Below are 19,848 nucleotides of genomic sequence, written 5' to 3'. Positions count from 1 at the left end.
AACGCAAGAGAGAAACGCGCAAGAGGAAACCGGACATGTCCGCATCCCCCGAGAACGCCCGCCGCTCCTTGGCGCTTTTGAAGCGCGCCCTGGACGCGCTAGGCAAGCCACGTGTCTCCATGTTGGCCGACTCGGTCGAGAAATGCCTGAACAGTCTTGCAAGTCAGGTTTCATTTTACGAGGGCATCAAGAGCCCCTTGCGCAGGATGATCGTTCGGGGTCCGGACGGGTCCGATCGGGAAGTGTCTGCCATGGAGCTTGCGTCCCTGCCCCTGCCCGGCACGACGCACTTGGTCTACGGATCTCCAGAAGCCCTCGAAGCGCTTTCTGCGCTGCTGGCAAAGCGTGAGGGGGCAGATCCATGTTCGACGCCCTCACAACACCCGCAGGCTTCCACGAAACCTTAAGCCCTATCATCCCGTGGGTTCTAATCCTGTTCCCGGCCGGGACGCTGATGCTCTGCGTCTTCGTGATCGAGGCCCGCGCCACCGCGCGCCGGACTGAACACGCCGACTTTGGCGAACTCCCGAACCTCCCCCACCCATGCACGCAGCGTCAAATCCTCCCTGGCTCGGCAAAGATCAAGAATGTGGTCCTGGCCCTCCTGTGCATGGGCACCTTGGCTGCGGCCATCGGCATTGTCGTTGGTCGCGGCCTCTTTCTTTTGACGCAAGGCGCCTGATCGATGGCGCCCTTGACTTCCGATGCGCCGCGCGACCGATACGTGCGAGCGCGCTTGGAGATAGCCAGCCTGGTCGACGCCCTCGACAAGATCGCAGCCGATGCACACCAGGCCGGAAACCTGTCCGAATCCGCCGACTTCGAAAGTCTTGCAAGTGAAATCCGAAACGCGGCCCGGCAACGGCTGTTCAAGGAGGATTGAGATGGTACGGAACAAGTTTCGCGGATCGGTCACCGTTGATGTTGATGTCGATATTGACGAGGTGCTCGACCGGATAGAAACGGTTGATCTTTTGGAAGTCCTCGCCGCCCGAAAAGTCATTACGAAAGGCGAGGCAGAGGCGATCTCAGAACGCAAGACCGTTGGCCAGAATGAAGGGCCAGCCGCCCCCGTCTTGCGCGGCGACGCCCGATCTTATTTCACGATCGCTCATGACGAAGCGCGCCGCGGCCGAAACGAGGAATGCCGGATCTATCTGGCCCGCGCCCTCGGCCGCGACTTTGAAGCGGCGCTGCTGCAATGATTCAGCTGATCGAAACCCTGACAAAAACCGCCGCGGACCTGAAAGCCGCCTGCCTGCCCGATGACGCAGACACGGTCGCGGCCATCGCCCGGCGCATCCGCTTCACCGCGCATTATCCGGCCCCGCAGACCTTCACGGTCGAGGTCGCCAACGAAATGCACGGCTATCAGTCAGGCCCGGAAACCTTCCACGTGGTCGATTTCACCGAGGCGGGCGCCCATGAAACGGCGATCAATCTGTTTCGCGACCCGCTGGCAACCGCCACGACCACCGCCATCGAACCGGCCATCCATCCGGCGATTCAACCGACCACCTGAGACAGGCAAGCGCGATGCCCCGCAATATGTCCTTCGCCATGACCACAGACCAGATACGCAACCGCACGAAAACGGTCACGCGTCGTTTTGGCTGGTGGTTTCTAAAGCCCGGAGACACCGTCAACGCGGTCGAAAAGGCGATGGGCCTGAAGCCGGGCGAGAAGATCAAGAAGATCTCCCAGATCAGGATCATCAGCACCCGCACCGAACCCCTAAGCGCCATCACTTCCGACGACTGCGTTCGCGAAGGCTTTCCTGACTTCACCCCCGCACAGTTCATCGAGATGCTGACCACGCATTACAAATGCGACCCGGCCAAACCGGTCAATCGTATCGAGTTTGAATACATCTAACGCGCCGCCGCCGATCAAACGGCCAACGGCCGCCTACACCTGAGCCGAAAGGAAACCATCAAGTGCCGACAACAATCATGGGCGCCGAACCAAATGTACTCTGGTCGTTGAGCAACCGTTGATCGATTCCAGCGCGTCGGACGGCGCGCTGCGATGGATCAACAGTGCACAAGAAAGCGGCCCATCGGCCGGAAAGGACCCAATCATGTCGAATTCAGACAGTGTTGCCGGCGACCAGCTACGCACGTTTATCGAGCGCATTGAACGTCTCGAGGAAGAAAAAAAGGTCATCTCTGATGACATCAAAGACGTTTATGGCGAGGCAAAGGGCAACGGCTACGACGTCAAGATCCTGCGCAAAGTCGTGTCGCTGCGAAAGAAGCAACCCCATGAGCGGGAGGAAGAGGAAACCGTCCTCGATCTCTACCTTCACGCGCTTGGAATGGCTGGACCCGCTGACGGCGACTTGGAGGGCTAACTCATGCGCGGAGCCCCCCGACCAGACGTTCTCTGCAATATGGCGTCCGGGCGCTTGGTCAACATCACCCACCCGACGCCAGAGCAAATATTCTGGCCGGATTTGATTGAGTGCCTGGTCAAAATCCCGCGGTTCGGCGGTGCCACATTCGGTGTCATGTATACAGTCGCGCAGCATTGCTGTCTCATGCACGACCACGCCGACGACGACATCAAACCGGCAGCGCTGCTGAAGAACTTCCACAAGGCGATCCTTGGCGAAATGACATGGGCTGCAGAGGCAGCGCTTCTGGCCTATTCGACCAACCCGGACGCACTTTCAGATGCAGCAGCTTTTGCGCGGGATCAGATTAATGACGCGATCTTTCGCGCTGCTGGTTTGGGGGAGTTCATCGACAACCTCGAATCCTACGACCGAGCCCGCGACGCACTAGAACACTTGGCGCGGAAGCTACAGGCGACTGAAGCCCGTGACTTGATGCAACTCACCGTCGCTCCACCTGCATGGGCCAACGTCAAACCATTCCCCCGGCCCATCCGGCCCTGGGGCTCCGACAAGGCACGACAGGAACTAGAAACCCGCCTCTCTCAAATCGGCATCGACCCGAGGGCCTAACATGACACAGACCGCAGAAACACTAGTCTTTAACCCTTCGCCGCTGCGCTTGCTCAAGCTGGATGAAGTCAAGGCAAAGACCAGTCTTGGAAGCTCAACAATCTATCGTTATATTGATGATGGATTGTTCCCCCGCCCTAGAAAGGTCGGCGCAATGGCCGTGCGGTGGCTGGAAAGCGAAGTTGACGACTGGATCGTCAATCGACCGCCAACGGGTAGAAGCTCTTCTTGATTGTGAAAGCGGGTATAAATGCGGGTATAATGAATCCACCCAAAATAAATTCAACCATTATTTAAAGCACTTACCTCTACAGTGTGACCGTCACCCCCTCCGCCATATTTCATAAATGGTTGTGGTTTCGAGGTCCGGCTCACTTTGTGTTTAGTCGAGGGGCTGCACGCGTCAACGTGTAGCGCGCAACTTCGTTTGGCATTTCGCGCAACTTCGTTTGGCACCCAAATATTGCAAGATATCCGCTTCCGGCGCCACTCGAATTGCAGATTAATAGGGCAACCAGATCCACCGGAGAGATGTCGCTTTGGCGCTAATCTACTGAGCCCGCCAGATGATCGAGTGAGACTTCAGGACTGCGCTCTTTGTTCCCGAACCCAACACGTCATAAATAAAGCTGAGGGCGAGTGTGCTGTCAGAACTAGTGTCAACAGAGCCGGCATCCAACGTCCCGCTGAAAACCCCTGTGTAACCCTCTCCGTGGATCTGACTCGAAACACTGTTCCGGTTAGAGAACGCAATTTGATTTGAGAGCACTGCGGACCGCTGGGAGACCATGCTTGCACGATATGCAGGTGTAGCGTCATGCCTGAACGCAAACGTTTTGCCATCAGCATCACTAGCACTAAGCTGAAGCTCGGCACAGAACATGATTTGATCGTTTGGGCCAATCAACCCACCATCAAGTGTGTAAGAGAAGAAGTTCTGATAGCTTGTGGTGTCATCCACAACCGTGATGTCTGTATTTCCGCGGGCCAGAACCACGTCATGGAAAGGCTTCCAACGCGTCCCGTCTGAATACATTCGCACACGTTTCGGACCAAGATCCGTGATCGTGATTTCATAATTCGTGTAGTCGTCTGCGGCAGGCTTATTCGGGCCATCCCAGCCGAAATAGCCAAGGTGACGGCTGCGAGATCCGACAACCCGAAATGGCTGCTTAAAGTCCTCGCGCACAAAATGCAGAACCGCATTCTGATCCTCGCCAAACCCGAAATAATCGGCCTCAGTGCCGTTCTGAGCTGTGTAATAGTCCCCGGTTTCAATAATTACACCGCAGGAAGTGGAGGCGCTATCAATGCGAATGAAGAACTCGTGCGCATCCCCGATGCCATCGTCATCGCCCCAGCCGTCGAGAGTAAGCGTGGCAACGTCTGTTCCTGAGATCGTATAGCAATACCGGTCCATCGGCGTCAGCGTTTGAGCGCCATCTTGAAGCTCAGTACCGAAATCCTCACTAGAAGATCCGTCTTCCAGAGCCGTGTAATAACCATCGCGCTTGTTATCGACCCCAGCCCACGCGGCCCACACTGCGAACTTTCCGACGAGTTCAGCGGGGTTGTCAACAAGACGGCCAACGTTGTAGACGGAACCGTGGCGAAGGCGTCCTTCCTTTCCGACCGGCTTTGGGTCAGACCACGTTGTCAAATCATCCTGATCGGCGGTGCAATAGAGAATTGCCTCCTGTTCCCACTGATCGGCATAAACAATGATTTCGTCTGTGGTCGTGCCGTAGCAGATTTTTGGTGCTTCGCAGCGCTCAAACGGGAGGTTGGTGACATAGGTATACTCACCATCATAGCTTGGGGCGGTCCATAGCTCGATGGTCTTGTCGTATTCGCGCTTGACCACCTGAACATAGGTTCCGTCGTCCAGGCGTAGGAAGTCCGGATCGATCCTATTGTAGTCAGATGGGTCTTCTGCAAGTGCGCCAATGACCTCCGCACCCGTGTCGGAATAATTAACACGAACAGGGGCCGACCATGTATCGTTATCGATATCCGTGCATTCGGAGATGTACGGCCAGAAATATTTGATGCTTCGACCATCCGCATCGGTCTGGTTCGCCTGCGTTTGCAAAGACGCAGACATATAAAGCGCTCCATCATTGTCGTGAAAGAACTCGGGGGCAAAGATGGTGTCGCAAGACACAGCAGCGCCCGGTGCAGTGGTCCCCTTTACGGCAGAACTGCCGAACGTGATGTCAACTCGGTCGTAATTGAAAAAGTCAGTAGTCTTGAAGTACCGCGCATCATCGCTGGTGTAGAGGCTGCACGAAATGTAAGCCGTGTGACCGACATAAGCGAATGACGGCGAGGTTCCGCCGATGCCAACGCCATCCGACCAAATCTGGAAGCTCGTCTTCTTCTCGAAGTTCCTGCCGTCGTTGCTGGTAAGGAACTGGAAGTTCTGAAAGTCATTCTCGTTGCAGAAGATGCCAAGAAAAAGGTTGTCTGCCGGAACCGAGCCGATCGCCTTGTGTGGTGTGACAAGCTCATAGGTTTCACCATCGCTACCAACACTGAGGATATTACCAGCCAAGGCGACGCTCGTATCAGGCAGAGGATTAACCTGTTCAGCCAGACTCGCGATCGGCACCCGCACGACATCATTGATACCTTCGCTCGTCTTATTGCAAAGCACCTCGTCCACGCTCGTCGCAGAAGGCAGATTGATCGTTGCGACTTCAGCCATTTTAAAGCCCCTTTAAAGGATGGTTGCGCTGCCAAGCGAGAAACCGCTCGATGGCGTTCCTCCGGCGGTCAGTGTTTGGGCGAAGAAATACCAGGCGCCCGCCGGCACGGTTTCCGTCCGGCTGTAGTTGCTGTTTGCCACAGCGGCGAAAGTGATGATTTCGGTGGCCGATGACCCGTCAGAGCTGGCCGAGTAATACAGCTTGGTCTCGGCGATCGAGCCGTCATTCGGCGTCGACAGGTCAAAGCTCGCCTCGCCCGTTCCAGCCGTCACGGAACCGGTCGAGATCGGCAGCGGAGCTTCTTCAGGGTTTTCCTCGACATCCGCGGTGAAGCTGGCAGACCAGTCGCTGGCATAGCTCTCTGCGCTGGTCGCCTTGCGCTGCATCTCAACCGTGTCGCCATCCACATAGCCGGTGATGACAACAGCCCCGGATCCCGCATCCACTGTTTCGCTTGTCCAGGTCGAGCCCCCATCAATCCGGTGCCGCAGTGTAAATGTCTCGGCCGACGCGCCGCTGCCTGGCACCAGAAGCACCGTCAGACCATCAGCCGTGCTTCCATTGAAATGGGTGTCGATCGAGGACACTGTCGGAATACCCGGCACCGAAATGCTCGCTGCGGCATCGCCTCCGGCGCGGCCGTTCCACTTGGGCGGCACCTCCGCATCGGTCAGCGTGTCGATCTCCGGCGCCTGGGCCAGCATCGACAGAACATTGGTCATGTCCTCGCCGGCCTGAACCCCGGCAATGACCAGATCCAGGCTTTCCTCGCCGGACACGCCGAACTGAACCAGATCGCCTGACACCGGCACATCACCGCTGCCCGACAAGATCAGGCTGTCGGTTGTGCCTTCCACAGTCCTGACGCTCCGGATCACACTTTCGAAAGTCGCTTCATCGCCACTGCCGACCTGCTTCATGAAGCGGATCGCATAGGTTTCCGACGCCTCCATCTCGACCCAGCCATCCAGGGTGATGACCTGCCCGCGCACAGCGCTGACCCGCAGGGCCGCCATGGTGCTTTTCAGCACCTCATAGCTTCCCTTGACGAAATCGCCCCGCGTGGCCGTCCGCACGGCGCCGTCCTGAACCGCCGTGAAAGTATCCGGCCGATAGATCACCTCGTATTGACGCCGCCGCGCCTCGATCCAGATCTCGTCCGGGTCTGTCTTACCGGGCAGCGCCAGTTCCTCGGTGACATCGATGTCACCGGTATAGCCCGGCCAGCGCACCACCCGCTCGCGCTGCTGATAGTCGGCGGTCTCGTCCAGGAAACTCACACGGAAGGCATCCGGCGTTTCAATGTAATTGCGCGACCAGGCAAAGTCCCGGCTATTGCGCGAATTGACATGTGCGACCACAAGCTCCTGCGGCCGGTCGATGACCACGCTCCACTTGGTGCCGTCATAGCGTGGGCTCGCCCGCCCTGCCCCGGCGATCTCCGCCAGAGCGTCCCAGGTCGATGCCTCAAAGGACCGGTTCCGATCGTAGTTAAGGCCCTTTAAACGGCAGAAGTCATGCCACTCCTGCAGTGTCTCAAGATCCAGCGCGCTGTCCGGCTCCGGCCAGGTGTTTTCTGTTCCCTGGAGAATATGACGGAAGTGCGCGGCGGGGTTGCGTGTCGCGCGGGAGACCCATTCCTCTGCCTCATGATCCCAGTCGGGGATGATCCGCTCGGCGATCGCGTTGAATGTGTCCAGGCTGGAATTGAGCTGATAGGTCGCCTTGACCCGGATCGCGACCAGGCTGAGCGGCTGACCGAAGTTGAGCGGATACTCCGGCCGGAAGCTCTGAAGCGCCAGCCAGCTGATGCGGTCCGAGGTGTTCGCGTCCAGGTTCTCGTCTGTCGTGCGCGCAAGCTCGATCTCATATCGGCCACGGCTCGGCAGGGTCCAGCGGTATTGCCTGAAAAAGCCCTCGCGCTTCTTCGCCGAAAAAGTGAGCGTCGTTACATCATCCCAGTCCCCCTCGCCCTCAAGCCTCTGACGGACCCGCACAGTGACGCTGGCCGTTTTCGCATTGCCGCTGCCGTCATATTTGATCAAGCCGCCCGGAAACTGAAAAATCAGATTGGCCTCGGTGCTGTCAGCTGCCGTGAAACGCGCGACCGGGGTCAGGTCGCCGGTTCCGGTGACATTGCCCGCGTCATCACGATCCCTGTCCCGGCGTAGCTCCGCGCCAAGGCTGTCCTCGATCACCTGGGCCGGATAAAGCGTGACCGGATCATCGCTTTCCAGACCGTTGCGGATCTCCATCTCGATTTCATCGAAATTGTCGACCGTCGTGTCCTTGATCTTCATCTCCGACAGCTCGACCTCGCCGTAACCGAAGGTGAACAGCGCCCGGATATATTGGTCATCACCGACAATTTCCGTGTAGCTCGGCGCTGCAAAGACCGGAGCCACGCGCACCTTGCCGAGGATGGAAGGCACAACGCCATCGGGCGTCATCTGGTTCTGCCAGCCGGAAATCTGATAGAGCGGCGTTTCCGCCTGCAGCTCGGTTCCCGCCACCCGAGGCGTCGACGGCGGGATCAAACTGTTGACCAGCAAACTGCCCGCGACCGTCAACCCGGCCGCAGCAACCCCCGCGCCGATCTGACCCAGCAGAGCGGATCCGGTCAGTCCCGCAATGGCCGGCCCAACCCAGACCTGCCCGATCGCAAGAGCCGCCACGGACACCGCAATCAGAAGCACATTGCGCAGCGTGTCCTTGCCCGGCACCAGCCGGATCATCACCCGGACACCAGGCACCGGCCTGATCCGGCCCCACAGCGCAGGATCAGGCAGCAAGGTCTCGCCCTCATTGCTCACCAGCCACACCCGCGCCCGCTCTCGCGCGGTCACCGGCAGACCAGGCAAGGCAAGCGCAACAATCTCGCCGACAGTCAACCCGGCCGGCAGCTCCATGGCCTGCCGGCTCACGTCCGGACCAGGCGCCGGGATCACGGCAACCGATTGCATCATGGGGCTGGCCGTCATGACACGCCTCCGGCAAGATCCTGATGCCGCCAGAAGCCCGTCAGGCGACGTTCCCACTGGCAATCCAGATAGCTGACAAGGCAGGAGGGCTGGCCCTCGGTGACGTGGAGCATCACACCCGGCCGCACCACAAGGCCGATATGGCTTTCCAGACGCCCGCGCCGGAAGGTCACCACATCCAGCTCGCGCCCGGCGTCGACCTTCTGCCACTGCGGTTTCGCGCCGCTGATCAGCCCGGCGATTTCGGCCCGTTCCTCGGTCGATGCATAGCCGCCGGCGTAGGACGGCACATGGATGTCATGGGCGGACAGGGCGAGGCGCACCAGCCCCCAGCAATCAACGCCCTCATGCGTGCGGCCAAGGTCCGCATAGGGCAGCCCGATAAAATGAGCACTCCAATGGCCCTTGGTCTTGGTTCTTGCTGTCATGGATGCAACCCCGGAAAGCGTTCGCGGGTCATGCGGCCGGCCGGCCAAGGTTCCTCGGTCAGCGGATTGCGGGTGATCGAAAGCTGAATGCTCTCGCCCGATCCCTCTGCGCTCACCAGCTTGAAGTTGAGCCACTCCTGCTCGATCACGTCCGGGCTGGACGCCAGCACCACGGCGAGCGAAACATCGGCGCGCAGCAGCGTCGAGCGCAGCACCTCCGCCAGCTCATTGTCCACGCCCTCGATCGCCAGCCGCGCGGCCGGCGGCGCGGTCTCCTGATCGTCCGGCAGCAGCACGGACACCAGAACGAACTGAAACACCTCTTCATCGTCCGTAGGGTCTGCATCGAGCCAGCTGGAGCGGGTGCCATAGACCAGCGGCTCCAGGCTGATCCGCTCTGTCGGGTCCGTCGACAGGCGCACGATCTGGCTTGTCTCCGGATGGGTGAACTGCAACAGCACCACTTCCGTCTCATCGGAGCCAACAGCGTCATGGGCCAGCCGGGCGTTGAGGGAGATCCGCCTGCTCATCACTCGTCTCCCGTCATGGCAACACCGTGATGACAAAGGCCAGCTGCCAATGCGCGCCAATGGCGGCGTAGGACGGCAGCTGATCGGTCGAAAACAGACAGGGCACGATCACGCTCATGGTCAGCCGGTTGCCGCTCGCATCGGTCAGAACCGTGCCGTCGGCCATGGTCAGCAGATCGCCGTTGCGCGACCAGTCCGGCATCAGGAACGGCAGCGCCCCTTCCGAGGTCTCTTCCCGGTAAAACCGCTCGAAGCGAGCCCGCTCGTTGTGGGTCAGGAGCAGGGTCATCTGCATCTGGTCGACAGCCTTGGAGATCCCGCGCCGCATCCGTGGCGGTCCCTGGTCTCCCTGGGCGCGCCGCCGGCTTTCGCCGCGCAGCAGTTTCCAGCCTTGTCCATTTGGTTCCGGGAGATCTGTCGGCCAGCTTGGCAAGGTCATCGTCTTGTCAGCCTCCCTGCATTGCGCACGGCGGCCTGGGCCGGGCCGCGCTTGCCGATGGCGCTGCCGACCGCTTCCTCAAACCAGACCTCCTGGCGCTTTCCGCCGGGGCTGTCCTGTTCGCGTGTCCGGGTTTCAAAACCGTCCGGCGGCGTAATGGACTGGCTGAAGTTGAACTGACCGCCGCCGCCGCCCGCTCCAATGCTGCGCAGGCTTGAACTCGGCAAAACCATGGCGCCGTTTTTCGTCCCGATCACCGGCTCCGGACCGGCGTCCCCGACAATGCCGAACTGCCCTTCCGGGATCAGACCGCCCTTGGCGAACATGCCGGCAAAGACCGAGCCGAGCGCACCGAAGACACCGCCGCCAATGCCGCCCGATGAGCTGCCCATGCCGAACAGATTGGCAAGCGGCCCCTGCCCCAAAAGCGCGGCCTGAAGCACCATGTTCTGCATCGACTTCGCCAGATCAGCGAGACTGTCATCAAGGGACTTGCTGCCGTCGAGCAGCCCGTCCAGCGCTTCCACAGCCATGTCGCCGAAAGACTGGAAGGCATCCTGCAGGGCATAGAGCTGCTCCTGCTCGCGCATGGCCGTCGTCAGGAGGTCCTCGACCTTGGCCTTTTGCGCATCCGTTGCCCCGGCCAGCGTGCCCCGCAGGCGGATCATTTCCTGTTGCACCGGGTCCATGGTCCGGTTGACGGCGATCTCTTCCTCAAGCGACCGGATCAGATCCTGAACGGCCTCTTTCTGGCGCTGCAGCTCGCTTGTGCCACCACCACCGCTGCCACTGCCCCCGCCGCCCAGCAGTTTGGTGAGCGAGGGCGGCAGCGCTGCGGCCGCAGGCTCTGGATTGATCGTGCGCCCGGCATTGACGTTGGCGGCTGAAAACGCGGCATCAAAGCGGTTGCCACCGCTTGCAAGCCGGTCCCCTTTGGCGGCAGCGCCCCCGGCCGTGTCGAGTGCGCCCTGGAAGTCGGGCGCCATCTCATTGCCAAACATGTCATGGGTATTTGCCCACTCCACCCAGCCTTTCAGGGTTGACCAGGCTTCCCCCGCTTGCACCATCAGGTCGAGCACCGACTGGATAGCCGTGGCGATCATGCCGAAGGCCGACACAACGGCCTCGGCCATCTCCTGCGCCTCCTGGCGGAAGGACGGATCGGCCAGCTTGTCGGCAAAGTCCTGCAGCGCCGGAAGCATGTCCGCCGAGATCTGGACAACCAGGCCCTTGAAGATCGCCTGGATCCGGGTCAGCGTGTCGTTGAACTGCTCGGCGTCCTTGCCCATCTTGGTGCTGATCGTCAGCCCCAGACGGTCGGCCTCATCAGCCATCTCCTGCAGGCCGCGCCGGCCGTTGTTCAACAGCGGGATCAGCTGCGCGCCGGACCGGCCAAACACCTTGACCGCCAGAGCGGTTTTTTCTGCGCCGTTTTCCAGGGTCGCAAACACGTCGGCGAAGTCCATCAGGACCGTATCGGCAGACCGCAACCGGCCATCGGCATCGGTCACTGCGATGCCAAGCCCCTTGAAGATCGCTTCGAGATCCTTGTCCTTGCCGCTGGACGCCTGGGCCATGGCATTGGACAGGCGGTAAATGCTGCCCGTCAGCGTCTCGACAGAGACATCGGACAGGTCCCCGGCCCAGGCCAGCCGGGACAGGGCTTCCGTGGTGGTGCCGGCCCGCGCAGCCGCCTTGCTCATGGCATCTGCATTGTCGATCGTCTTCTTGACCAGGACACCGAGCGCGGCCGTGCCGGCCGCCGCCGCCAGGGCAAGCCCCTTGCCCATCTTGGCCGCCTTGGCGGAAGTGGCGTCAAAGCTCAGGCCAAGCTTGTTTGCCCGTCGCTCGGACCGGTCCACGCCCTGATTGAATTTTGTGTCGCGCGTGTCGAGGTCGAGCAGCGCCTCGCCCAGACGTTCACCGGCCATGATGGTTATCCTTCATGAGCAGGCCCCTCGCCGGCAGACGGGGGAACCGTCACGACCTCAATGCCGATGGCTTTCAGCGCCTCTGGCGTCGGCCGGGCAGCCCGCTTCCGGTTCCTGCCGTCACGCACGGCCTCCAGCCGGTTGACGGCAGCCTGAAGGTCGCGAGAACTTGCATGGCCGGAGGTGAGCACCCCGACATTGATGCCCCCCAGCGCTTCCTCGGCCTGCAGACGCGGCAACATGGTCATATGCGCCCTCACGAGGGCCGCCGGAGCGGTTCTGAGCCACCAGTCCGGGTCTCCGCCGAAGAACCGCTGGAGCCTTGGGAGGATGTCCCCCCAGTCTGTGTCTGGGCCGGCGTTGTCGCCGTCTTGCGCCCGCCGTTTGCGATGACTGTTTGCGCGATCGCTCCCGCCACGCGCATCTTGCGCTGCAGCAGGAGCCGCGTAAAAAGCTCGCAGATCGCCATCTTCTGGGAGCCGGACAGCGTGTCAAAAACCTCGGCCGGGCAATCCACCAGGCAGCGCCGCGACACCTCGCCCACCAGATCCTCGACCCGCTGCTGGTCATCGTCTTCGGCCGCCTTGGTGATTTCCTGCCCCCGGACCGTGAACCAGTGGCTGTCCAGGACGGACAATTCGTCTGCCTGATAGAGCTCATAGGCCGCGCCGTTGATCTTGATCAAAGGCCGGTCAATCAGGGTGTTCAGGTCCAAAATGGGCTTGGCCATGGATTACGTCCTCCGCCAGGGTCAAAAGGGTCAGGATGGGTCGAATGTGATGGCGATGCCGAGCCGCTCGCAGGCCTCTTGCAGGGTCTTCAGCTTCTGGCGTGCGATCTGCGCCGCCCGGCGGTGACGCTGCGCCTCGCGCTTGTGATGACGGGCTTCCTGGTCCAGGGCTTGCGCCCGCGCCGCCATCCCTTCATGCAGGACCGGACGCTCTGGTTCGATCCGCATTGCCTTACTCCAGTGCGACCTGGTGCTGTGCGACCAGCTGCCCGAAGCTTTCCTCCTTGGTCGCCGCATCGAAGTCGCGCAGCGCCGTGAACTCATAAGCCATTCGTGCCGGCTCACCCTTGCGGAACACCGGCTCGGGATTGGCGGACATGTAGCAGCGCGGCACCTGATACTGCATTTTCATGCCGCCGCCGTAGGGGCTGACATTGGCCCGCGCCAGCAGCGCCATGTTGGCCACAGCCTCGCCCTGATAAAACTGCAGGACCTTCTTGCCGGCCGTGCCGGAACCGGCCGCAGTGGCGGCAATCCCATTGCTGTTGACACCGAGCAGATAAGTCTCCGAAGAGACATCAAGCACCTGAAACTGGATGATCAGATCCTCGCCGGTGCGGAAGGCCTTGACCGGAGCCGTGTTGCCCAGGGTCCGGACCTTGTTGATCTCCTGGGTGTGCTGCACGGTCACACCTTCCTCGTCCATGCTTTCGTCGCCGGACACCCCGATCTTGACCCAGTTGCCAGCAACAGCGGCATCGACGGCGGGAAATTCCTCACCGAGCGGCGCATAGTAGACGGTGAAGGGGGCCGCTATGATTTCATAAGGATTGGTCGCTGCGGTCATCGGGAAAGCTCCTGCGGGGCACGGTCAAAAGTAAGGCAGGCGGGCGCGCTCATGCGGCCTCCTGCAAGGCATGGAAGATCTGGAAAGGCTGGAAAGCGAACGGCCACTTGGTGTCCGTGTCACGGCGGGAGAAGAAGCCGCCAGCAGGCTCTGCCCAGTGGATCAGGCAACCTGAAACAAGCTGCCGGTTGATGCCGCGCAGTGCCGCTCCGCAGACAGCCAGAAGACCGGACGCCTCGGAAGACGTTGCGCCGAAACAGACCAGATCAATCCGCTGGGTGTCATGCGCCATGCGGGAGCCAGCAGCGAGGGAAACCCCGCCCGATGCCCGAAGCACGCAGGCTGCGCGTGGCATGGAAGCGGCTTCAGCGCCCGGCAACTCGCCTCCGAAGACGCGCGCACCAGCAAGGGCAGATGCCTCCGCATCCGCCTTGAGCACTTCCGTCAGCGCACCGATCAAATCAGCCTGAGCCATCACCGCATCCCGAACCGAAAGACACCCGGAACAACGCCGGGATCATGGATCGAGATTAGGTTTTCGAGGCAGGCGGAAACATCCGCGCAGGCGCGCAGGTGAGGCAGAAATCAGTCAAGGGAAAGGTATTCAGGGGAAATCGCGGCCAGCATCCGGGCTGGCCAGACGATTGTCAAGGGGAGGAAATTTGCGCGGAGCCATCGGCTCCCTAGCGCGGCCCCGGATAGCCATCATGGGTGACGCCATCCAGCGCGCGCCCCATGGCCTTGATCTCTTTCTGGCTGCGGCCGGCCCATTGCTTAAAGAGGAACGGGACGCCGGCCTCTGCGCATTGATCGCGAAGCGAGCGGAACCAGTCCGGGTCCGGCGATCGGAACTCCGCACCGCTCTCGCCGCCGGCGATCACCCAAGAGGGCATGATCTCCGACGGGATCCGGCCAAGATCCTCGACCAGCGGCTCCGCGCTCCAGAAGGTGATTTTGGCGGGCAGCTTCGTGAGCGCTTCGCCACGGCGGAGCATCTCATCGCGGTTTTCAGTCGAGACGCCCATCCAGGCATTGGCGGGCCAGTCCTCCATTAGGTCCGGATAGAGCTTCGCCATATTTTGCGGCCGCTTGGTCAGGAGCAGAAAGTCGAGGTTATGGAAGGCCCGGATATCGTCAACAAGATCGCGCCGCCAAGCTGGGTCGATGGACCGGTGATTGTCCCCGACATCCGCAAGGCTGGCGCAGAAGACGCGCGACCGAATGCCGAGTTCGGAAGCTTCCCTGTCCCACTTGCGAAGCTGCGGCCGCGTCTTGGTGCGCGTCCTGGTCGCGTGCGCGCCCCAGCGGCTCTCCTGCCGCTGTAACCCGCGCCGATCCCAGGCCTCTGCATAGCAGTTGTCGCAAGCTGCGCTTAGCCGGGTGCAGCCGATCCACGGATTGTAAGTGTGCCGCGCCCATTCAATGCCGGTATTCTCAGCCACCCCATCACCTCTTTTTTGAACGACGTTTAAACGCGGTTTTGATCCGCCCCGCGAGCTTCGGATAGTGGGTATCCGCCGCCGGCCTGAGATAGGGCCGGGCTGGGATTGTCACCGACTGCACAAAGACCACCCCGCCATCGTCTTGCGGGATCGCCAGCGCCTTGGCCGACTTCGGCTTGATCACGCCGCCCAGCTCATGGATCAGGGCATAGGCAACATCTCGCGAGCCCCATGTCCCCTTGACGCCATCGGCCACCGGCGCGGCGTAATCGGCAATATCGATCGAGCCTTCCAGGGTGGCCGTCTGGTTCTCCCAGGGATGGTTGGCCTTGGCCTCCGCCGCGCAGGCTGCCATGGTCCGGTTGACCCCTTCGATCTGGGCCTCCCGCATATCCTTCTTGACGGCCTTGCCATACCATTTCAGCGACTTTGACTTGCCGGCCATCAGAAGATCACCCGATCCGTTTCAGCGCAGCTTCCTGGTGCGTGTGTTTGCGCTGCACCGGCCCCTCGACCTTCAGGCGGCCGGGGATGATCTCATCGCCCGCCCTGTTCTTCACCGCGCTGATTTCATCGTCCTCGGCAATATCTGCGCCGAGCGCGAACAGCGCCCGCATGTCCTCGATCATGGCCGTCTTGTCCCCATCCACGATCTCGCGGCTGGCCGTCGACCAGACAAAACACTTCAGCACACCCAGCGGCTGAAAATCGGCCGGCAGCGGATTGCCCCAGCTGTCCGTGCCGCTGGCCTGATCCCGCTCGACACTCGCCCGCATGGTCAACCGCCCGGAGATCATGACAGCGCCAGCGGCGCTTCCGCCCCGCCCTTCAGCCCAGCATTGAGATCGACCGCCTCCCCGGCCATGCATCCTTGCAGTCGATCCCCATCAGTGGATCGGCCTTTCTCGGACGCAGTCCTGGCTCCGACAGGCACAAGTGCAGGATAGCGCTCCTGCAGGTAGCGCTCGACCAGAGGATCGTCACCGAGCTCGGGCACTAGTGCCTGCACCTTGAGAAACACCGCAGAGGCCCAGCCTTCGCAGAAGACATCAGCGCGCTGGCGTTTGCGCCCTGGCTTGCACCGCTTCAACGCGGACCGGATATAGTCGGCACGGGCGGACTTCAAGCTGCGGTAAAGCACCGCAAAACTATAACTCGCAATTTCCGCAGCCGGCCCGCGCCCGACGAACACGCGATCACCCACGCCGTCCAGGATCACACTCACCCCCAGCGCCCGGCAGACCGTTGCGCTCAGGAGCACCTCCCATGCCGGCGGCTTCACGGTCCGGCTCGCGCGAGCGGTGGCCTCTGCGATCTCGGCGAGATCCACATCACTCCGCGAAATCCCATGCTCGTCCATCAGGGCACGCGCCTTGGCTATGGCTGCTGCTGCCTCATGCTCGTTTGCACTTCGCCCGAGCGCCAGGCACTTTCGGATTTTGTCCAAGAGGGCCTTATCCATCACGCCATCACCATGCCATTGCGATTGGCCAGGCCCGCGATGATCGCCGTGCGCTCGCTGGCCGGATCCGTTCCCAGGGTGAATTGATAGTCTCCCGCGCGTTCCGACTTCAGCCCGCCCCGATAGCTCAGATCCAGATGCATCAGCTTGATCGTAGCTTCTTCGCGCGCGGCCACCACACCCGCATTGCCGGCCGGCGTATAGGTCACCTGGACAAGCGGCGCCCAGTAGCGCTTAGGGTTGGTGCCGCCGGTAAGCCGCTGCAGCGTCCGGCCGCCATGAAGCACCCGAAAGTCATCCGCCGCCAGGGTCAGTTCGTCGTCATCGGAACCCGTGTTTCCAGGATGCAGCTCAACAACAGTGATCGTTTCATCGGCATCCAGGGCACGCGCCAGATGCAGGGTCTGCCGGAAAGCAGACGCCGGATCCGTAGGATCTCCCAGATCGACCGTGATTTCTCCCGTTGCGCCGAGCCTCGCCGTCAGGTCCGCCTCGATCGCATCGATCATGGCCTGCAGCTCGGCATCTCCGAGATCCGTTCCCGTGCGCTCCTTCACCCGGTCAATCAGCGCCATGGTCAGCCGCCCTTGTTCTCGGCCGGGCGGAGTTCCTTGTCCCCACCCGGCCGCTTTTCTTTCTCATCGGAAGGACGCTGTCCGCCCTTCCCGTTATCCCGATCCTCTGCCATGCCCGCGCTCAGTCACTCTCGGGAGCAGAACCCGACTGTGCTTGTGCAGCAGCAACCCAGGCGGCCCATTCCGTATCTGTCGCGCCAGACACCTTGACGGGCGGCGCATTCGGATCGACCTCGGCCAGCGCCTTGAAACTGTCGACCCCAGCCTGCACCAGCGCCTTGGCCGTCGCCTTGCCGATCCCCTTGATCGATGTCAGATCATCCGCCGCAGGTTGGCCGTTGCCAGCGACCTCATTTTCGGCCGCCTTGCTGCCCTTGGACGCCTTGCCGCCCTTTGAACCCTTGCGCGGCAGCTTGCCGTCGACCAGGCCAAAGCGGGCAGCCGCCTCATCGGGGATCTCGTCGCCCGGCACTGCATAGAGAAACGCGCAGGCACGGTCCCCCTCGCCGACCACCGCGCTCTTGTCCGCATTCAGGTAAAGCCGCTGTTTCGCAATCATGAGAGTTTCCTTTTAAATGCCGGTCCTGCCGGTCAGATCAAAGCGTCTCGTAAAGGTCGACAATCACGTCAGACCCGTCGAGCGCGCTGTCCAGCGTCACGGTGTTGCTCTCCATGGCAGACGCGCTGACCGCGACCGTCGGCGCAGTGCCCTCGCGCGCACCGTCCAGATAGGCATGAATGACCGTATTGCGGGACAGCTTCAGCGGCAGGCCGAGCTTGGCGCCGAGACCTACCCGCACCCGCTCGGTGTCGGCCGTGTCATAGACAGGCAGTGTCACCGAGGTGATTTCGGCAAATGCCTTGTCCCCGGCAACAACCGAAGTGCCGGACAGCGCAATCGTCTCGGTGATCGTCTCGCCGCCATGGTTGTAACCTTCGACCACCACATCGCCGGCAACGTTGCTGTCATTGCCCTTGACCGTGAGATTGCGCGCCACGTCGGGCTGACCGTCAAAGGCGGTCACCTCCGCGGTCTCCAGCTCGGCCATGGCCGTGTCGCCAAGCACATCATCACTGGCGCCGAGCGCGACCGCAGCAAGAGCGACCGAGTAAATACGCGGCTGTGATCCGGCTATCTTTGACATGGTGTATTCCTCATTCTTTTGAAAGTCTCAGAGGGACTGTTGCCAGGCGGCAGGACTGTGCACCTGCCGCCTCAAAACAGTCCGCCCGGCGCAAGGCCGGACGGGCTGCGACTGATCAAAGGCCAGTCACATCGCAGAAGGCGGCCGGGCGGAAGAGCGTCAGCGCCGCGCGCATGTCGCCGCGCACGGTGCGCTTGCCTTCGCCGAACTGGGTGCCGACATAGCCGATCTGGATATCGACGCCCTTGCGTTCGAAACCTGAGATCCAGGCGGGCTGGAACGAACCGGTCAGGCCGCTGCCGGCGCTGCGGGCATCGTTCTGCACAACCGGCAGACCCCACAGACGCTCCGGGCCAGCCTCGGACGGAGAACCCCAGATATAGACGCCATCAGACGTGCGCAGCAGGCGGACGCCTTGCCAGTCGGTCGGATGCATCACGTGATGGGTCGGGATCGCCCGGCCGGTCACGCGGATCTTGGTCATTGCCTTGAAGAAAGCATCTGGCACAGGGTCGGAGCCCTTCGCCTGCGTCTGGATACCGGACACATTCACGATACCGCGCAGGTTCGGCGAGGAACCATTGCCGACCAGACACTGACCATCGAGACGCTGGCGGATACCGAACGTCAGGCGGCCGTTGATATAGCCCTGCATCATGGCCACGTCTTCCAGCTGCTCGTCGGTCACCGGAAGACTGTCAGTGATCTTGACCACATCGGACGTTTTTTCCGTGAACGCGAAGGCGCTTTCGGCAAAGGCCGCACCCTCGGCCTTTTCAGCGGAGCTGTGTGTCCGGGTGGTTTCCTCCATGTACTTGATGGAGGACATGCCGGTCGGCGAGAATGGAATAATGTCGATCAGCTGGATCGGCCGGGTAGCCGCATCCACAAAACCGGGCAGGCGCGTGCTTTCGGGAGCGTAGCCGGCGGTGGTTGCCATCAGGGTCTTTTCCTGAAGCGTCATGCTGCGCATCGCCTTGGCCAGCATATCGGTCGGCATCACGTCATATTTGAAGTCAACGCCCTGGGGCATACCTGCCTGCAACCAGGCCGCATAAGCCTTTTCACCGACAACACGCTCGCCCAGGGACTTGCTTTCGCCTGGATCGCGAGGCCCGCCGGAAGGCATACTCGGACGCCAGGCAGCCTTTTCGCGGTTGGCATGAGCGCCAGCGGCCTTCTCGGCAGCCTCAAGCGTTTCCGCCTTCTCCGCCAGCTCATCCAGCTCGGCGTTCATCTGCTTGACCTTCTCGGCCACAGCGATAGAACCCGAAACGTCATCGCCAAGGCATTTGACGCGGTTGAAGTCATACTGCTTCTCACCGCTGTCGCCGGTCGTCAGCGCTTCGGAAAAGACAGCGCCGAGCTTGTCCTGCTTTGCCGCGAGTTCATCGCGGACCTGTTTGATGGTCGTCATCCCGTTTCTCCTGATAACACATGCAGGCCATCACGTCCGCGCGCGACCTTCGCAAAACATCTGCCCGCGTCGGCGCGGGCTGATCATCTTCAGTCAGATTAAGAAACGGGAGGGATGGGAAATACCCGCGCAGATGAGCGGGTGAAGGCGCAAGAGGGGCGCGGAAAAACGTTCATACTCTTCTAGGACGCATCCACCCGCTTTGGCAAGCGCTGCCTGCGACCGCCGCCGGATACATCAACTTT

Annotated in this window: 28 protein-coding genes; 9 read left to right on the top strand and 19 right to left on the bottom strand. The window is 61.4% G+C overall.

The features are described 5' to 3' along the window. Window positions 1–35: 35 nt before the first annotated feature. From ABJZ52_RS01965 to ABJZ52_RS01925, 9 genes are all read left to right on the top strand, one after another. Window positions 36–407 carry a hypothetical protein gene (locus ABJZ52_RS01965; protein ID WP_348187218.1) on the top strand — a complete coding sequence of 124 codons (372 nt, stop codon included), beginning with the start codon at window positions 36–38 and terminating at the stop codon, window positions 405–407. Then, entirely contained in the window at window positions 362–682 is a 321-nt protein-coding gene (locus ABJZ52_RS01960) for a hypothetical protein (RefSeq protein WP_348187216.1), read from the top strand. The genes ABJZ52_RS01965 and ABJZ52_RS01960 overlap by 46 nt, the downstream gene beginning before the upstream one ends. 3 nt (window positions 683–685) lie before the next feature. Further along, a complete protein-coding gene (locus tag ABJZ52_RS01955; RefSeq protein ID WP_348187214.1) occupies window positions 686–883 on the top strand; it encodes a hypothetical protein in 198 nt (65 codons plus the stop codon). 1 nt (window position 884) lies between these two features. Then, window positions 885–1,205 (top strand): hypothetical protein, encoded by a 321-nt coding sequence (locus ABJZ52_RS01950; RefSeq protein ID WP_348187212.1) that lies wholly within the window; start codon window positions 885–887, stop codon window positions 1,203–1,205. Beyond that, on the top strand, window positions 1,202–1,522 hold the full coding sequence (locus ABJZ52_RS01945) for a hypothetical protein (RefSeq protein ID WP_348187210.1): 321 nt from the start codon (window positions 1,202–1,204) through the stop codon (window positions 1,520–1,522). Before ABJZ52_RS01950 ends, ABJZ52_RS01945 begins: the two co-directional genes overlap by 4 nt. 14 nt (window positions 1,523–1,536) lie before the next feature. Beyond that, window positions 1,537–1,875 (top strand): hypothetical protein, encoded by a 339-nt coding sequence (locus ABJZ52_RS01940; protein ID WP_348187208.1) that lies wholly within the window; start codon window positions 1,537–1,539, stop codon window positions 1,873–1,875. A 205-nt stretch (window positions 1,876–2,080) separates the two neighbouring features. After that, entirely contained in the window at window positions 2,081–2,353 is a 273-nt protein-coding gene (locus ABJZ52_RS01935; protein ID WP_348187206.1) for a DUF2312 domain-containing protein, read from the top strand. A gap of 3 nt (window positions 2,354–2,356) precedes the next feature. Continuing rightward, entirely contained in the window at window positions 2,357–2,968 is a 612-nt protein-coding gene (locus ABJZ52_RS01930; RefSeq protein ID WP_348187204.1) for a hypothetical protein, read from the top strand. 1 nt (window position 2,969) lies between these two features. Further along, window positions 2,970–3,200 carry an AlpA family transcriptional regulator gene (locus ABJZ52_RS01925; RefSeq protein ID WP_348187202.1) on the top strand — a complete coding sequence of 77 codons (231 nt, stop codon included), beginning with the start codon at window positions 2,970–2,972 and terminating at the stop codon, window positions 3,198–3,200. 318 nt (window positions 3,201–3,518) lie between these two features. On the opposite strand, the gene ABJZ52_RS01920 is transcribed toward ABJZ52_RS01925, so the two are convergent. The 19 genes from ABJZ52_RS01920 to ABJZ52_RS01830 form a co-directional block, all read right to left on the bottom strand. Further along, window positions 3,519–5,675, bottom strand: coding sequence for a hypothetical protein (locus ABJZ52_RS01920; protein WP_348187200.1), 2,157 nt, complete (start codon window positions 5,673–5,675; stop codon window positions 3,519–3,521). A gap of 12 nt (window positions 5,676–5,687) precedes the next feature. Beyond that, complete coding sequence (locus ABJZ52_RS01915) at window positions 5,688–8,657, bottom strand: phage tail protein (RefSeq protein ID WP_348187198.1); 2,970 nt, start codon at window positions 8,655–8,657, stop codon at window positions 5,688–5,690. Beyond that, window positions 8,654–9,085, bottom strand: a complete 432-nt coding sequence (locus tag ABJZ52_RS01910) for an NlpC/P60 family protein (RefSeq protein ID WP_348187196.1) — start codon at window positions 9,083–9,085, stop codon at window positions 8,654–8,656. Before ABJZ52_RS01910 ends, ABJZ52_RS01915 begins: the two co-directional genes overlap by 4 nt. Then, entirely contained in the window at window positions 9,082–9,615 is a 534-nt protein-coding gene (locus ABJZ52_RS01905) for a hypothetical protein (RefSeq protein ID WP_348187194.1), read from the bottom strand. The genes ABJZ52_RS01910 and ABJZ52_RS01905 overlap by 4 nt, the downstream gene beginning before the upstream one ends. A 13-nt stretch (window positions 9,616–9,628) precedes the next feature. Further along, on the bottom strand, window positions 9,629–10,054 hold the full coding sequence (locus ABJZ52_RS01900) for a hypothetical protein (RefSeq protein ID WP_348187192.1): 426 nt from the start codon (window positions 10,052–10,054) through the stop codon (window positions 9,629–9,631). Then, a complete protein-coding gene (locus ABJZ52_RS01895) occupies window positions 10,051–11,985 on the bottom strand; it encodes a hypothetical protein (protein WP_348199956.1) in 1,935 nt (644 codons plus the stop codon). The genes ABJZ52_RS01900 and ABJZ52_RS01895 overlap by 4 nt, the downstream gene beginning before the upstream one ends. A 5-nt stretch (window positions 11,986–11,990) precedes the next feature. Further along, entirely contained in the window at window positions 11,991–12,233 is a 243-nt protein-coding gene (locus ABJZ52_RS01890; RefSeq protein ID WP_348199955.1) for a hypothetical protein, read from the bottom strand. Between the two features lie 8 nt (window positions 12,234–12,241). Further along, the gene (locus tag ABJZ52_RS01885) at window positions 12,242–12,715 is read right to left on the bottom strand and encodes a hypothetical protein (protein ID WP_348199954.1); all 474 of its coding nucleotides are present in this window, start codon (window positions 12,713–12,715) and stop codon (window positions 12,242–12,244) included. A 30-nt stretch (window positions 12,716–12,745) separates the two neighbouring features. Beyond that, window positions 12,746–12,943 (bottom strand): hypothetical protein, encoded by a 198-nt coding sequence (locus ABJZ52_RS01880; RefSeq protein ID WP_348199953.1) that lies wholly within the window; start codon window positions 12,941–12,943, stop codon window positions 12,746–12,748. Window positions 12,944–12,947: 4 nt separating this feature from the next. Further along, the gene (locus ABJZ52_RS01875) at window positions 12,948–13,562 is read right to left on the bottom strand and encodes a hypothetical protein (protein WP_348199952.1); all 615 of its coding nucleotides are present in this window, start codon (window positions 13,560–13,562) and stop codon (window positions 12,948–12,950) included. 49 nt (window positions 13,563–13,611) lie between these two features. After that, entirely contained in the window at window positions 13,612–14,037 is a 426-nt protein-coding gene (locus ABJZ52_RS01870; protein WP_348199951.1) for a DUF3168 domain-containing protein, read from the bottom strand. Between the two features lie 208 nt (window positions 14,038–14,245). Continuing rightward, on the bottom strand, window positions 14,246–15,004 hold the full coding sequence (locus ABJZ52_RS01865) for a DUF5131 family protein (protein ID WP_348199950.1): 759 nt from the start codon (window positions 15,002–15,004) through the stop codon (window positions 14,246–14,248). 4 nt (window positions 15,005–15,008) lie between these two features. Continuing rightward, a complete protein-coding gene (locus ABJZ52_RS01860) occupies window positions 15,009–15,449 on the bottom strand; it encodes a phage morphogenesis protein (protein WP_348199949.1) in 441 nt (146 codons plus the stop codon). Between the two features lie 7 nt (window positions 15,450–15,456). Next, window positions 15,457–15,780, bottom strand: a complete 324-nt coding sequence (locus tag ABJZ52_RS01855; RefSeq protein ID WP_348199948.1) for a hypothetical protein — start codon at window positions 15,778–15,780, stop codon at window positions 15,457–15,459. Window positions 15,781–15,797: 17 nt separating this feature from the next. Beyond that, the gene (locus ABJZ52_RS01850) at window positions 15,798–16,466 is read right to left on the bottom strand and encodes a DUF2786 domain-containing protein (RefSeq protein WP_348208073.1); all 669 of its coding nucleotides are present in this window, start codon (window positions 16,464–16,466) and stop codon (window positions 15,798–15,800) included. Further along, entirely contained in the window at window positions 16,466–17,041 is a 576-nt protein-coding gene (locus ABJZ52_RS01845) for a hypothetical protein (protein ID WP_348200121.1), read from the bottom strand. Before ABJZ52_RS01845 ends, ABJZ52_RS01850 begins: the two co-directional genes overlap by 1 nt. Window positions 17,042–17,162: 121 nt before the next feature. Continuing rightward, window positions 17,163–17,600, bottom strand: a complete 438-nt coding sequence (locus ABJZ52_RS01840) for a helix-hairpin-helix domain-containing protein (RefSeq protein ID WP_348200122.1) — start codon at window positions 17,598–17,600, stop codon at window positions 17,163–17,165. A gap of 37 nt (window positions 17,601–17,637) precedes the next feature. Further along, on the bottom strand, window positions 17,638–18,186 hold the full coding sequence (locus ABJZ52_RS01835) for a hypothetical protein (RefSeq protein WP_348200123.1): 549 nt from the start codon (window positions 18,184–18,186) through the stop codon (window positions 17,638–17,640). A gap of 115 nt (window positions 18,187–18,301) precedes the next feature. Beyond that, complete coding sequence (locus ABJZ52_RS01830) at window positions 18,302–19,603, bottom strand: phage major capsid protein (protein ID WP_348200124.1); 1,302 nt, start codon at window positions 19,601–19,603, stop codon at window positions 18,302–18,304. Between the last annotated feature and the right edge of the window lie 245 nt (window positions 19,604–19,848).

Source organism: Roseibium sp. (genome assembly GCF_039982295.1).
Lineage (GTDB): Bacteria > Pseudomonadota > Alphaproteobacteria > Rhizobiales > Stappiaceae > Roseibium.
This window is presented reverse-complemented; position numbering and strand designations above follow the sequence as displayed.